The sequence below is a fragment of the Companilactobacillus zhachilii genome, from assembly GCF_003606365.2.
Taxonomy (GTDB): domain Bacteria; phylum Bacillota; class Bacilli; order Lactobacillales; family Lactobacillaceae; genus Companilactobacillus; species Companilactobacillus zhachilii.
Genome location: NZ_CP031933.2, coordinates 450,721 through 464,023, shown reverse-complemented (window position 1 = coordinate 464,023; position 13,303 = coordinate 450,721). Strand labels below are relative to the sequence as shown.

Here is a 13,303-nt window from a genome sequence, read left to right as displayed (position 1 = left end):
TTTGAATTGTCATAGTAAAAATTAATTTTATTTTTTATACATCAAAACGTAATTATCATTCCAATTATTCCGGGAAACCGCTTCAATCCGGTAATTCTTGAACAATTGATATATTAAATGACCATCTACAAATGCTGGGATTTGATTATGTATGCCCTCCATATCGGTAGCAATCTGATCATTGATTCGAACAATAACGAAATCAACTTTCTTATTCTTTAAGTCCTGATTAAATGAGTTATACATTCTTGGCAATTGTTCATACGTCATATTTAGTTTTTGCCAGTACTTAGTTGTTGGTAAAGTATCCGCGGATAAATAAAAGCCTTCATCTAAGTCATTAATCATTAGTAATTTAGGATGCTTCTCTTTAGATCGCATTATTTGGGCAAATTGAGGTTGAGCATTATATTGATAGTGCATAATGGATGAATCTTCTCCTCTAATAATCAATTTGCTAAGGTCCTTATTATTAACAAATGGTAATAATATTAACGACATCACAACCAATATTTGGATAGGAAGTTTTATTTTTTTAATATCCTCTGAATTTGACAATTTTATATTTGTCAGCCTTAGTAAAGAAACTATCAAAAAAGAGATCCATACCAAATTATAGTATTCATTGATCCAATGCTGTAATGCCACAAAAAGTATCGTACTTAAAAATAAGACAATTTCAAGTATTACTGATTTTTTATTGTAAAATGCTTTGATCCATCCTGCGACAATTAAACCTGCTACAACGACATGCTCACTGATTTCTTGTCCTAATAAGAAAAGCAAACTCCATAACTTCATTAACAATGTTTGGTTTGATTTACCATACGATGTGAGGTTTTGAACAAAATATATTTGTATCAAATCACCCCAAGCATTATTAATAGCAAAGTAAATAAATACCAAAATGGTAACGGTCATGAAACCTAGAAGAGATATCAAAACTACTTTTGCCAATTTCATAAACTGCTTTTTATAAATTAATAGGCCCGCTACCCAGATAAAAAAGCCTACAAAGGCTCCCACCATTGAAAATTTATTCCAAAAAACTAAGCTTAAATTAATCCCTAGTAAAAAAAATTCCTTTAATGTAATATTCTCTACATTTTGCTTGACACGGTTAATGACTAACAATAAATATAAAATTGATGTAAACGCAAATTCTTCTGGCGATCCACTAAAACTAAACGCATTGGTGGAAAATAAAACCATTGGACCCATTAAAGCAATCCATTTTGAATCAATCAATTTAAATTTAAAATTATTAGCCATTTTCCAGGTTAGAACATAAATAGCCAGAACATTGACTACTTGCATTAAAAATACGCCTGAAAAACTATTCTTCCTTATTAAAGCTCCGAGTGCAAATATCGCATACAGAACAGGTCCCCGTTGATCAATTATATCTTTAAACGGAATATTTCCATTTAACATAGCTTTTCCCATAGTTAACATAGCATTACTATCCACCCATGGATTAGTTCGATATATCGGTGAAGATCCGATTGCAAAAGAACACACAATTAATAAAAATAAGACAGGCATCACCCATCCCCTAATTGACAGTTTATCTATTTTATTTTTCATCCCCGTTTAAGCCTCATATAAAATTTAATAACTGATTAAGTATAGCATCCAGATTTAAGGATATGAATAGTTGAATTATTTATTATCATGCCAAAAAAGGAGATATGCTACCTATTTTCTTTCATATAATAGGACTTGCCAATTTTTTCTATACATAATGTCATGTATTATATGTCAAACCATTGGAACAAGCCTGATAATTTTGTTAAATAATTTTTCAACTAAATTTTAATTGTCAGTCAAAACTTAGTATAATATTTAAATGTACATTAACACGTTGGGGGAAAATTATGTCTGAGGAAAAAGTAAAAAAGCACGCGACCCGGGCTATCTGGATCGCCTGCATTTTAATTTTGTTGGGAATCTTTGCCATTCCTCAAATGTATCGCAATTATCATTCTGCACCCTACTGCAACTCATCTGGCAGTCAGATAACTTTAGAAAACAAAGATACTCATAAATTAAACAAATATCAGAAAAAACAATTCGTCAAAATGGCTCGCTTGGCAATCGATAAAGAAGATGGTCCCTTCGACTGGAATAACTATCAAAGTGTTTCAATTAATGTCTATAAAATGAAGAAACCTTCAGAATATGGCTTGATTTATAAAGTCAAACCAACTATCCGTTCTGGACAACATACAATTACCAATTCAATTATCGTCAAACTGGCAGATCGTAATTTGAAAACATATCATAAATTCTCTATTAAAGGATATTCATCAGACTTTTCTAATTTTATGGATTAAATTAGAAGGGTCTTTTTTTGTGCCGCCTCCAGGAGGCAGAAAATCAGGTTGCTGTCTCCTTCCGGCTAGTTTATTCGTTGTTTTGAATAGTTAAAAATGATTGGAACACAAAGGATTAAAGTATGTTTTGAATCTTTAATCCCTTAGTCATATAAACAAAAACAATCATCTTACATCCACAGACACGCCCCTCCGGCGGCATACTAAAAAAAGTAAAATGTATTTTTAAAGAATTGATAACAATTCTCTTAACTGTTCCTTAAACCTATTGCGAATTTCACCATTGCATTATAGCTTTATACTGAACCGCAAAATATAACGAGGAGGGTTTCGATGAAAAAGAATAAAGTTTTAATCGGCTCAGCATTAGCTTTGTTAATTGCTCCAACCGTCCTGTCTAATTTGTCACCTCAAACCGTAAGTGCGGCAGATTCAACAGAAATCGGTTTAGTCGGTACTGTGACCGGTAGCGGTGTCTTGGTTGATGATCAAGGTCAAGCTATCACAAGTACTTTTCTTCCAAACAATAGTTCTTGGAAGCTCGGCAGCACTAAACAATTCAACGGTGTAACTTATTATCAAGTTGCTACAAACGAATGGATTGCTGCCAATAATTTGAATATCAGTAGTCAAAATCAAGCAGCACAAACACAAGCACAGACACAAAATACTTATAACACTCAAGTTGCTAACTCTGGTCAAACTGGAACAACTAAGTGGACTACGGCAGTCGTTAATAGCCAAGGTCAAGCTGTCAGTGGTGTGATGTTGCCAGCAGGTTCTACTTGGAATGTCGGTCCAACGGTTACGATCAATGGCGCTAGTTACATCCAAATCGCAACTGACGAATACGTTGCTGCAAGTAATTTAAATATTGCTAGCCCTCAAACTACGCAAACGCAAACTACTCAACCACAACAACAAGTCGTCGGTACAGTCGTCAACGGACCAGCTGATGTCTACGATACATCAATGGATTCATTTTCCGGTCGTCAACTACAAGAAGGTTCACAGTGGAAAGTTGGCCAAATGGTTCAAAATAAATATGGTCATACTTTCTATCAAGTTTCGACTAATGAATGGACACAAAGTTCAAACATGCAATTAAATCAAGCTGATGCACAAAATAATGTTACAAGCGAACCAGAATTTGCCACATCAGTTACACAATAATTAGGGATTCGAAAATTATATTTCCGTATTTCACATTTTCTTCACATTTATCATCTAATATAGTAATTGGTAAACAAGAATGATAATTTACTATTATATGAGAAATATATATAAACAAACTAATATAACCTTCCTCCCTAATATGAAAGAAAGTCTCCTTACATTGTTAAGGAGGCTTTTTTAGTTGGAAATTTTAACATCCCCCAGCAATATGACTATAATCATAAGTAGCAACTACAAGGGGTGAGTGCATTTTGGCTACGGATAAAAAATTATCAGATGTCACAAGAAAAATTGACGATTTCAATGACGAAACTAAATTAAATTTGAAATTACACGTTGAACATGAATTGCACGAGCACAAAAAAATTTTGCCACACGGTTTGTCATACGGCAGTCTCCACGAAGCAATTGAACGCGAAGTAGATCAACGTATGGATAAATTCACTAAGAATACTGATCTCAAGCCCAAAGAACTCTATGTTTATTTAGAATTGCAATTAGCTGAAAATCCATCGCTTTCTAAACGACAATTGCACTACCTAGCCTACGACCATTTGGCAAGAGAAACATCTAACCATTTCCTCAAAAAAATGTTTAAAAAGATGCGTCGGAGGATGAAATAATGGAGAAAAAGCGAATATTACATGCGCCAAAAATCATTACTAACTTTATCGTTCATCAATCCACTAACTTCATTACTAGTAAAGAATTTCAAAAAAGAGTGATGGATTTTTTGTTTAATGTCGTTGATGAAGTGGTTACAATGGTCTACAAAAATTCTAATAAGAATTAATCTGTCTCTGGGTGCAAGAAATGTTTGTTATTTTTTATATGATGTAACCTAACTAATCCAATAAAAAAATACTATATGATTTGAGATTTAACATAATCAAGGGTTAGATATTTTTTCTGTATGTATACCAAGAAAAAATATCTAGCCCTTTTATATTCGATTCTATAACCAAAGTTGAGAAGGAATCCTAAAACCAGATTACTGCCCATATTCAATACATCATTTACAACAAAAAAACTAGCCGGAAAGACCAAGAAATTTAGGTCGCTGTGCAGGTGGCGTTAGCACTTTAGTGCTTACACCACGGGACGACTTTTGAAACTCGCGGTTTTTGCGAGGTTCAAAATCGAGACTGGAGACCTTGGCTCCAGTCGGTCCCCATAGCGACCTAAATTTCTTGGCCTTTCCGGCGGCACCCAAAACCAACCTCATGTTATATCAAATTATTTAAAAAAAGTGCATAAAAAAATCCTTTAGACATCGCATCTCGAAGTCTAAAGGAAAATTAAAGATTTATTTTTTAAGGTTTTTTTCGACAAAGTCGCGAACATCTTCATCCTTCATATTAAGGAATGGTTTTTCAGCTTCTTCTGTCTTAACTGTATCGTGATTGTTGTTCTCCATGAAATAATCCCAGATTGCGTCACGAACAACTGTCTTATCATCGCTCCAGTCGAATGCCTCACTCATCTTTAGGTTTAATACTTCTGGTTCTTTCGCAATGGCTGCATCAGCCATCTTTGATGGATCTACTTCTGCCATAATTCAACAACCTCCTTAGTTACAAGACCCATTATAGTTCTAATCTGAAAAAGTGACACACTAAATGCCCATAATTTTTTACTATTTTCTTAATTGGCATTATCTTTTCACCGATAAGAGCTGATATCATTGGCTTTTAGAAATAAATAATACTTTTTATACAAATTGTAAAACAAATTTGATTGATTTTTGAGTTTATTTCTTGGCATAGTCATGATATACTTAGGACTCGCATTTGTCCGGATGCGAGTGCAAGTAGATAATACTTGTTTTCCTTCAATATTATCGGATTTCTTCGGTTAGTTTTCTCCTTACAAGTCAGCTGACAAACATAGAAGAAAACAAAAAAGCTTCCATATCCGTCCACATATGGGAGCTTTTTTTGTTGCCAAAAATCAATTTTTAGATATTAAGTATTCGCTTTCACTAAATTTTAAAATCTATCGCAAAAAAATTACTACTTGCTGAGAAAATATTCATTTTTTATTTAAAATTGACCATTTAAATATATATTTATCATAATTTTTAATGACGCAAAATTTTCTCCATAGCCTTACCCTTTGCTACTTCATCAACCAATTTGTCCATATAACGAATCTTCTGCATCAATGGATCTTCAATATTCTCAACTCTAACGCCACAAATCACGCCCGTAATTAGAGAAACATTAGGATTCATTTGTGATGCCTGATCAAAAAATTCTGTCAAAGTTGTTTCAGAACTAATTTGTTCCTCCAAACCAGCTTCATCATAACCGGTTAGCCAGCATATTACCTTATCCACATTTTCCTTAGATTGCCCTTTACGTTCCACTTTTTGCACATACATCGGATAGATACTACTAAACGTCATTTGAAAAATTCGTGTATTAGCCATAATTGATTCCCTGCTTTATTTATTTTGAAATAAGTGTACCAAAAAAGCAGGCTCATACCAGCCTGCTTTGCTTGAAATTATTGCTTATTTTTCTTCTCTGCATCAGCTTTTTTACCTAAAGTCGAATGATGCATCCCATAACCAAAGTAAACGACTAAGCCAATCGCGAACCAAATTCCAGCGTACATCTTAGCTTCAATATCAAGTCCCCAGAAAATTACTAATGAACCGATAAAGCCAAGTGCTGGCAATACTGGATACAAAGGAACTTTGAAATCTGGCATTGCGATATCTTTACCTTCACGGCGTCTCAATGGATAAATTCCTAAGGAAACAAACATGAATGCAATCAAGGTACCCGCTGAAATCAATTGTGCTAAGAATGCGAATGGACAAAAGGCTCCAATCACAATGGCAACCACAGAAATAACTAGTAAGGCATGATTAGGAAGATTTTTGTGATTCAACTTTCCTAGCCAGCCTGGCAACATTCCGTCACGTCCGAATGAATAAACTAATCGTGAACCAGCCAACATCATACCAATCAAGGCTGTGAACATCCCGATAACGGCAATCGCTTGAATTACACTGGCGATAATTGGATGCCCAGCATGTCTCAAGGCCCAGCCAACGGGTTCAGCATTGTTAGCATATGATGAATATTTGAACATTCCGACTAAAACAAGGGCAACAGCAACGAATAAAGCAACGGCAATCAACAATGAACCCAAAATTCCACGGGGCATGGTCTTGCCAGGATCTTTAGCTTCAGCTGAATTGGCAGCAATTGAATCAAAACCAATATATGATAGGAAAATCATTGAAACACCGGCATAAATTCCTTGCCAACCACCAAAGGCACTACCATCAGGATTAACTCGATACTTAGGAATAAATGGAAAATAATTTTCAACGTGAATGGCAGTCAAGCCAACCACGATAAAGGTCAAGATAGCCAAAACTTTTAAAACAACTAAAACATTTTCAACTTTAGCGGCACCACCGGCACCATGAGAAATCAGCCACGCTACTCCTCCGATTACTACGACGGCCACTAAATCAACGATTCCACCATTATTACCAAAAGTATTGGCAATCGCATTCGGGAAGTGAATACCAATTGGTTCCAATAGCCCCCGGAAGTTAGCGGACAACCCCGAACCAACGAAGGCTAAGGCAATGAAATACTCTGCCAACAAGGCCCAACCTGCGACCCAGCCGAAAAACTCACCAAACATTACGTTGATCCACGAATACGCTGAACCAGCAAATGGCATTGCGGCAGCCATCTCCGCATAGGCAAAGGCAACTAAGCCAGCTACAATTGCAGCTCCGATAAATGAGAATACAACCGATGGACCAGTGTGTTGTGCAGCAACGACTCCGGGCAAAGTAAAGATTGATGTGGAAACGATTGTCCCTACTCCCAATGCCAAGAAATCCTTAACTGTTAAAACTCGAACTAAATGTGAATCTTTATCCTCGTATATACTCGGATCTTCTTTTAAAGTCAAACGTTTAAAAAAATCACTCATAAAAAAATCTCTCCCTTTTTACTTACCAACCAATTTTTTCGTTACTTGGAATAATTACCTGATTATTTTCGACAGCGGCAAAAGCATCGTCCAAAACATCGAGTGCTTGGTCCAATTCTTCATGGCTGATGACTAGTGGTGGCTGAAATCTGAGAATATTGCCCTTTAGTGTAATCATAACCACCCCGTGCAAAAATGCATAGTAAATTACTTTTGTAGCAAAGTCGGGATTTGGTTCTTTTGATTCACGGTCTTTGACTAATTCAATTCCACCGTCAAGGCCATACATTCTTACATCACCAATTTCTGGGTAATGTTTTTTCATCTCTTGAAATCTTTGTTCAGCGTAAATGCCTTCTGTAACTGATCTTTCGAAAAGATTTTCCTCTTCCAAGACATCTAACGTTGCTAAAGCAGCGGCACAACAGACTGGATTGCCGGCAGTTGTAAAAACATGGGCTGGTGAATCGAGGCTTTCCATAATTTCTTTTTTACCAATCGTTGCTGACAAAGGCATCCCTGAAGCAAGTGACTTACCAACGGACATCAAGTCGGGTTCAATGTCTGAAAATTGTTGATAACTCCACATTTTGCCAGCGCGTCCCATTCCTTGATTGACTTCATCAACGGCAAAAAGAATTCCATGCTTATGACAAAACTCATAAACGAGCTGCATGTATTCTTCGGGAGCTTTACGAATACCCCCATCTCCTTGGATTGGTTCAATCAAGACACAGGCAACTTCATCAGCTGGCAAATAGCTTTCAAATGGTTCCTTGAAACTTTCAAAATAACGTAACGCTACATCATGTTCCGTTTCGTTAGGATAACGGCGATACAAGTCTGGATAAGGCACATGCACAACTCCAGGCATGAGTGGCCCCATCTTGCGAGTCATATTCAAACTGACACCAGATAAAGCCATCGAACCGTACGTCGACCCATGATAGGCATCCATATAGGAAACAATATACTGACGTCCCGTGTAAGCTCGTGAGAATTTAATAACGGCATCATTAGCTTCTGAGCCAGAATTAGAAAAGACAACCTTCTTGGGACTACCAGGCACTAGTTTAGCCAAACGTTCAGCTAATTTTTGAGCTGGTCGATGATGAAAATAGGCAGGTGTGTAATGAATCAGTTTTTCGGCCTGCTCTTGAATAGCTTTAACAACCTTTTCATTCGTATGACCAACGTTAATTGCTGAAGCACTTGCCAACAAGTCGATATACTCATTTCCATCAGCATCAACTAAAGTTGCATCATGTGCTGATTCTATGACCAAATCGTAATAATTGATTCGCGATGCTTGCGCATAATACTTATTTTCGTTCTTAATCAAGCGGTGATCCACCTCGTGATCATGAGCTAATTTTTGCGTTGTCATAATAACACCCCCTAATTTTTATTATTGAAATAGTGCCATTTTAATGGTTTTTTAATTTAGTTGCAAGAATTTTATTAATTTTAAATCCTATGAAATTAGGGATAAAGGTGTTAGTAATGCGTCATGACGGTATCTTTGAGTTATAGAAAAATTAAAGATGTTTTAATTTTATAGCAGTTGCTAATAATTAACTCTGGAATTATTATGATGGCGGAGGCTTTTATCATGATTAATGATGAAAAAAAGTTATTAAATTACATGTCAAAATTTTACAAAATACCTACAGCTAAGTTAACTCAAAAATATACGATGACTCAGCTCGAAGATGCTTATAATGAAATTCACTACAAAACTCGCTATGAAAAGCATTTAGACAAAGATGAAACACTTCCTAACGAATATGTTATGAAAGAATTCAGTCCTTTGTAATGTGCCGCTGAAGGGTGAGCAGACGGAGTCGCTGTGGGAACCGCCCGGAGTCAAGGTCTCCGAGCTCGATTTTGAGCTTCGCACAATACGCGAATCTCAAAACTCGTCCCGTGGTGTAAGCACTAAAGTGCTAACACCACCTGCACTGCTAACCCGTCTGCTCATCCTCCAGCTAGGTTAACTCCCTTATTAAAGGGTTAATCTCATGTTTTAGTATCTTTATCGTATTTAATTAATCTAAAATTACAAACTTAAATAATATTCAAACTACCATTGATATAAAACAAGTAAAAATCACAATTAAATGCTCAAATCATCCGATAAATTATCAAAAAATAAAGAATAAACTAGCCGGAAGGAACAAGAAATTTAGGTCGCTGTGACAGTGGCGTTATGGCTTTAGCCATTACACCACGGGACGACTTTTGAGACTTGCACGGTTTATGCAAGGCTCAAAATCGAGGTTGGAGACCTTGGCTCCAGCCGGTCCCCATAGCGACCTAAATTTCTTGTTCCTGTAGGCGGCATATTTCAATACAATCAATTCCATTAAAAAAGAACACTTCATTTCAGGAGTGTTCTTTTTCGTTAAGTATTATTTATATCATACTTCTTACTATTTTCCTATTATTATCATAATAAATATTCTATAAGAATGAACGCAGAATTTCCTTCATTGGTGGTAATTCTGGCAAGCTCTTCTTATCAACTAAGTGATCAAAGCCAAACTTGGCATATCCTTTAGCTTCATCCATCATGATTTTACCTGGCAATGGTGCCTCATCGGTCACTGCCACATCTAATAATACTGGCTTCTCTGGGCGGCGATACTTTTTGATTGCTGCTGAAAATTCCTCATCAGTGGTAATTCTTTCGCCAATCCCACCGCAAGCTTCAGCTACTTTGGCAAAATCGATTTCTGGCAAACTGATGCCGTAATTTTGTTGGCCGGCTGATTGTTGTTCGTATTCAATGAAAGCCAACAATTTATTATTCAAAACGATATACAACATTGGCAAATCATATTTAACGGCGGTGGCGAAATCTTGCATGACCATGGCGGTGGCCCCATCTCCGGCGACTGCATAAACTGGCCGATCTGGGAAAGCTTTTTTGGCCGCAATAGCTCCCGGTAATGCACAACCCATGGTTCCTAGCCATGCTGAAATTGTGTAGTCTTGACTAGCTTTAGCTGTTAAAAATCTTGCTCCAAAAGCAGTTGAAGTTCCGACATCAATTGACCAAATCGTATCGCTTGGTGCACTCTGGCTAAGATTATGGAACATTAAAGATGGCAAGACACCTTGATGTTTCTTGGAATAGACATCTTGCATCCAACTACGCCATTGACCAATTTTACTGATTGCTTCATCCAAATAAGGTCTATTTGAAACTGTTTCGCCTAATTCATTAAGTCGAGTGAGAGCTTCTTTGGCATCAGCTTGAATGGCAATATTAACATGGCGACGTTTGCCTAGCCGGTCCGCATTCGTATCAATCTGAATAGCATCAACTTTTTTATTTAAATAAGGTGCATAAGGATAATCAGTCCCAATCATAATGACTAGGTCAGCTTTTTGCATCATTTCAAACGCTGGCTTCGTTCCGAGTTTTCCTAGCTGTCCTAAATTATAAGGGTGATCATCGTCGACCAAACCTTTGGCAGGCATTGTTAAAATGATAGGAATTTTATACTTCTCGATGAACGCCTTCATTTCTTTTTTAGCATGTTTGATACCCACACCAGCCAGCACAATTGGATTTGAATGAATCTTAATCATTTCCAAAGCTTGCTTAATTTGGTTATCATCAACTTTATAATTTTCCATTTGGAAATTGTCGACATTTGGTGTGAAATTATCCTTAATCATATGGTCAGGAATATCATCAGGAATCGTCAATACAGCAACACCTTTTTTGGAAATTGCGGTTCTGATGGCTTCATCCATAATCCGTGGTAGTGATTGTGGGTCCATGATGATTTTGTTATAAACCGCCACATCATCAAACAAAACATGCGTATCAACTTCTTGGAAAAAGTCAGTATTGAGCAATTTCGACTGCACTTGACCAAGAATCGCTAAAACAGGTACGTGATCCATTTTGGCATCGTAAAGTCCATTCAACAAATGGATTGCTCCTGGACCACCAATCGACAGACAAACACCCAATTTTCCCGTCAATTTAGCATGTGCGGAAGCGGCCAAAGCTGCAACCTCTTCATGCAAAACATGTGTAAAAGTAATTTTATCTTGCGCACGATACAAAGCATCAATCGTCGTGTCGACCGAATCCCCCGGTAAACCGTAAATATTATCTACGCCCCACTTTGCTAAAACATCAACCATTTCATCAGATGCCCGAACAGCCATAATAGTCGTCTCCTAACACATCATTATTTTGATTTATCACTAAAAAAAGCGATATCTTTTAACAATCACATATAACGTACCACATTATTTTCACAATGAAAGAAATTTGCTCTAGTGTTGTTATGACGTCCTATAATTAATTTCATAACAAAGATTGTGAAATATTTTCTTAACAATGATTTTATTTTGAGACATTTCTGGTATTATGTATCTGTGAAGTGTTGTGCTAATAAAAATACTGTGAGAGTGTTAATGGTCATGGAAAATTTATTAGTTACATTTAATTCAAATGTTTGATGGTTTGCTAAATCATCAGAACTTATATATATATATCAGGATTTTCATCCTGAATTTAGTAATTAATGTCATTTTCTCTATACTTAGAGACAGTACTATGCTCGTGGTGCTAGTCGATTTTTTTATTATAGATTTAAATTATATTTATTACGTCTTCCAGTTATCAATGATGTAATAATATTCAAAATTATTTACTATTGATTCAGAAGCCAAAAATAAACTAGCCGGAAAGAGCAAGAAATTTTGGTCGCTGTGAAGGTGGCGTTGGCGCTTTAGCGCCTACACCACGGGACGAGTTTTGAGACTTGCGACTTATGCAAGGCTCAAAATCGAGCTTGGAGACCTTGGCTCCAAGCGGTCCCCATAGCGACCAAAATTTCTTGCTCTTGGAGGCGGTGGCACATACTATATAACAGTCACATTGGGGGGATTTAAAAAATGGTCAGACAGTTCCAACTTTACCGTTGGTTACGTTTTATCTTTCTGCTTGTTGCAGGTATTTTAATTGTCATTGAACCGATTAAAAGCTTTGATATCGTAATTTACATTGTTTCTAGTTACATTGCTATTTATGGAATTTTATCAATTTTTGACGGACTGAATATTCGGCGAACGACTGGCGAAAACAACATTGCCGTTGGTCTGGGTATTGGTGCACTATTTTTAGCCTTAGCCGTACTATTATTTGCCCGTTTGTTAGTCCCACTCGTGCCACCAGTCTTAGGAATCATCCTATTAGTCAACGGTATCAACCAATATCGTGATTCTCATGAGATGACAAAAAGGGTTCCGATAACACCATACCTGGATTATTTCTATTCAGCACTGTTGATGCTGGCAGGTATTGTGTTTATCCTGAACCCTTCCAAAACAATTATTTTTATTTATCAATTATTCGGATTGAGCTTGATAATCTTAGCTTTCTTCGAAATTATCAACTCCAGAATCTATCGCAATTAGATCTGGATTTTTTTAGCATTACGGTACTTAGCCCATTAGGAATCGCACTCTTTTCAAAATGAGTCGTCGCCTGCCAAGTTTGAATATTTTCACCGTTTCGAACAGAAATTGCTTCTACTACTAACGTCCCCAGCTTAAATGCATTCAAATTATGAACATTAACACCCGTAATAGCAGCCGAATCGTCTTGGTCAACATTCATATTGGCTCCAAGACTAGCGGCGGTTTCCGAAAGCAAAGCATTGATACTGCCGGCTTTCTTTTTCTCCATTTCCAAATGTTCTGGGGTTAATTCCATCTGCAAAACAACCTTGTGTCTGCCCTGTTCAACTACTTCGATACCTAAATTGCTTAATAAACTCATTTCATACCTCAATTTT

General features: G+C 36.6%; 13 protein-coding genes. 6 read left to right on the top strand and 7 right to left on the bottom strand.

The annotated features are described in order from the left end of the window. Nucleotides 1–27: 27 nt before the first annotated feature. Nucleotides 28–1,587, bottom strand: a complete 1,560-nt coding sequence (locus D1B17_RS02015) for a teichoic acid glycosyl transferase (protein ID WP_120143285.1) — start codon at nt 1,585–1,587, stop codon at nt 28–30. Between the two features lie 290 nt (nt 1,588–1,877). On the opposite strand from D1B17_RS02015, the gene D1B17_RS02010 reads away from it, so the two are divergent. The 4 genes from D1B17_RS02010 to D1B17_RS12525 all read left to right on the top strand — a co-directional run bounded on the left by D1B17_RS02010 (nt 1,878) and on the right by D1B17_RS12525 (nt 4,305). Then, nucleotides 1,878–2,336 carry a hypothetical protein gene (locus D1B17_RS02010; RefSeq protein ID WP_120143286.1) on the top strand — a complete coding sequence of 153 codons (459 nt, stop codon included), beginning with the start codon at nt 1,878–1,880 and terminating at the stop codon, nt 2,334–2,336. Nucleotides 2,337–2,669: 333 nt separating this feature from the next. Then, nucleotides 2,670–3,509 carry an SLAP domain-containing protein gene (locus tag D1B17_RS02005; protein WP_120143287.1) on the top strand — a complete coding sequence of 280 codons (840 nt, stop codon included), beginning with the start codon at nt 2,670–2,672 and terminating at the stop codon, nt 3,507–3,509. 254 nt (nt 3,510–3,763) lie between these two features. After that, on the top strand, nt 3,764–4,135 hold the full coding sequence (locus D1B17_RS02000) for a hypothetical protein (RefSeq protein ID WP_120143288.1): 372 nt from the start codon (nt 3,764–3,766) through the stop codon (nt 4,133–4,135). Continuing rightward, nucleotides 4,135–4,305 carry a hypothetical protein gene (locus D1B17_RS12525; RefSeq protein WP_166806598.1) on the top strand — a complete coding sequence of 57 codons (171 nt, stop codon included), beginning with the start codon at nt 4,135–4,137 and terminating at the stop codon, nt 4,303–4,305. Before D1B17_RS02000 ends, D1B17_RS12525 begins: the two co-directional genes overlap by 1 nt. Nucleotides 4,306–4,818: 513 nt before the next feature. Here D1B17_RS12525 and D1B17_RS01995 read toward each other — a convergent pair. From D1B17_RS01995 to D1B17_RS01980, 4 genes are all read right to left on the bottom strand, one after another. Beyond that, complete coding sequence (locus tag D1B17_RS01995; protein WP_237389426.1) at nt 4,819–5,067, bottom strand: P8 family protein; 249 nt, start codon at nt 5,065–5,067, stop codon at nt 4,819–4,821. 525 nt (nt 5,068–5,592) lie between these two features. Next, a complete protein-coding gene (locus D1B17_RS01990) occupies nt 5,593–5,943 on the bottom strand; it encodes a DUF2200 domain-containing protein (RefSeq protein ID WP_120143290.1) in 351 nt (116 codons plus the stop codon). A 77-nt stretch (nt 5,944–6,020) separates the two neighbouring features. After that, on the bottom strand, nt 6,021–7,478 hold the full coding sequence (locus D1B17_RS01985; protein ID WP_120143291.1) for an APC family permease: 1,458 nt from the start codon (nt 7,476–7,478) through the stop codon (nt 6,021–6,023). 22 nt (nt 7,479–7,500) lie between these two features. Next, a complete protein-coding gene (locus D1B17_RS01980) occupies nt 7,501–8,865 on the bottom strand; it encodes an aspartate aminotransferase family protein (RefSeq protein ID WP_120143292.1) in 1,365 nt (454 codons plus the stop codon). Between the two features lie 204 nt (nt 8,866–9,069). Between D1B17_RS01980 and D1B17_RS01975 the strand changes: the two genes are divergently transcribed. Beyond that, nucleotides 9,070–9,294 (top strand): hypothetical protein, encoded by a 225-nt coding sequence (locus tag D1B17_RS01975; RefSeq protein WP_137432084.1) that lies wholly within the window; start codon nt 9,070–9,072, stop codon nt 9,292–9,294. A gap of 647 nt (nt 9,295–9,941) precedes the next feature. Here D1B17_RS01975 and D1B17_RS01970 read toward each other — a convergent pair. Then, a complete protein-coding gene (locus D1B17_RS01970; RefSeq protein WP_120143294.1) occupies nt 9,942–11,666 on the bottom strand; it encodes a pyruvate oxidase in 1,725 nt (574 codons plus the stop codon). Nucleotides 11,667–12,401: 735 nt separating this feature from the next. On the opposite strand from D1B17_RS01970, the gene D1B17_RS01965 reads away from it, so the two are divergent. Further along, nucleotides 12,402–12,923, top strand: coding sequence for a DUF308 domain-containing protein (locus D1B17_RS01965; protein ID WP_120143295.1), 522 nt, complete (start codon nt 12,402–12,404; stop codon nt 12,921–12,923). Here the strand turns inward: D1B17_RS01965 and D1B17_RS01960 are convergent. Continuing rightward, nucleotides 12,898–13,287 carry a PaaI family thioesterase gene (locus D1B17_RS01960; RefSeq protein WP_120143296.1) on the bottom strand — a complete coding sequence of 130 codons (390 nt, stop codon included), beginning with the start codon at nt 13,285–13,287 and terminating at the stop codon, nt 12,898–12,900. The genes D1B17_RS01965 and D1B17_RS01960 overlap by 26 nt on opposite strands. Between the last annotated feature and the right edge of the window lie 16 nt (nt 13,288–13,303).

Excerpts from the sequence above, each read along its gene's own strand:
- D1B17_RS02015 (WP_120143285.1), bottom strand. The coding sequence starts at position 1,587 with ATGAAAAATAAAATAGATAAACTGTCAATTAGGGGATGGGTGATGCCT.
- D1B17_RS02010 (WP_120143286.1), top strand. The coding sequence starts at position 1,878 with ATGTCTGAGGAAAAAGTAAAAAAGCACGCGACCCGGGCTATCTGGATC.
- D1B17_RS02005 (WP_120143287.1), top strand. The coding sequence starts at position 2,670 with ATGAAAAAGAATAAAGTTTTAATCGGCTCAGCATTAGCTTTGTTAATT.
- D1B17_RS12525 (WP_166806598.1), top strand. The coding sequence starts at position 4,135 with ATGGAGAAAAAGCGAATATTACATGCGCCAAAAATCATTACTAACTTT.
- D1B17_RS01995 (WP_237389426.1), bottom strand. The coding sequence starts at position 5,067 with ATGGCAGAAGTAGATCCATCAAAGATGGCTGATGCAGCCATTGCGAAA.
- D1B17_RS01990 (WP_120143290.1), bottom strand. The coding sequence starts at position 5,943 with ATGGCTAATACACGAATTTTTCAAATGACGTTTAGTAGTATCTATCCG.
- D1B17_RS01985 (WP_120143291.1), bottom strand. The coding sequence starts at position 7,478 with ATGAGTGATTTTTTTAAACGTTTGACTTTAAAAGAAGATCCGAGTATA.
- D1B17_RS01980 (WP_120143292.1), bottom strand. The coding sequence starts at position 8,865 with ATGACAACGCAAAAATTAGCTCATGATCACGAGGTGGATCACCGCTTG.
- D1B17_RS01975 (WP_137432084.1), top strand. The coding sequence starts at position 9,070 with ATGATGGCGGAGGCTTTTATCATGATTAATGATGAAAAAAAGTTATTA.
- D1B17_RS01970 (WP_120143294.1), bottom strand. The coding sequence starts at position 11,666 with ATGGCTGTTCGGGCATCTGATGAAATGGTTGATGTTTTAGCAAAGTGG.
- D1B17_RS01965 (WP_120143295.1), top strand. The coding sequence starts at position 12,402 with ATGGTCAGACAGTTCCAACTTTACCGTTGGTTACGTTTTATCTTTCTG.
- D1B17_RS01960 (WP_120143296.1), bottom strand. The coding sequence starts at position 13,287 with ATGAGTTTATTAAGCAATTTAGGTATCGAAGTAGTTGAACAGGGCAGA.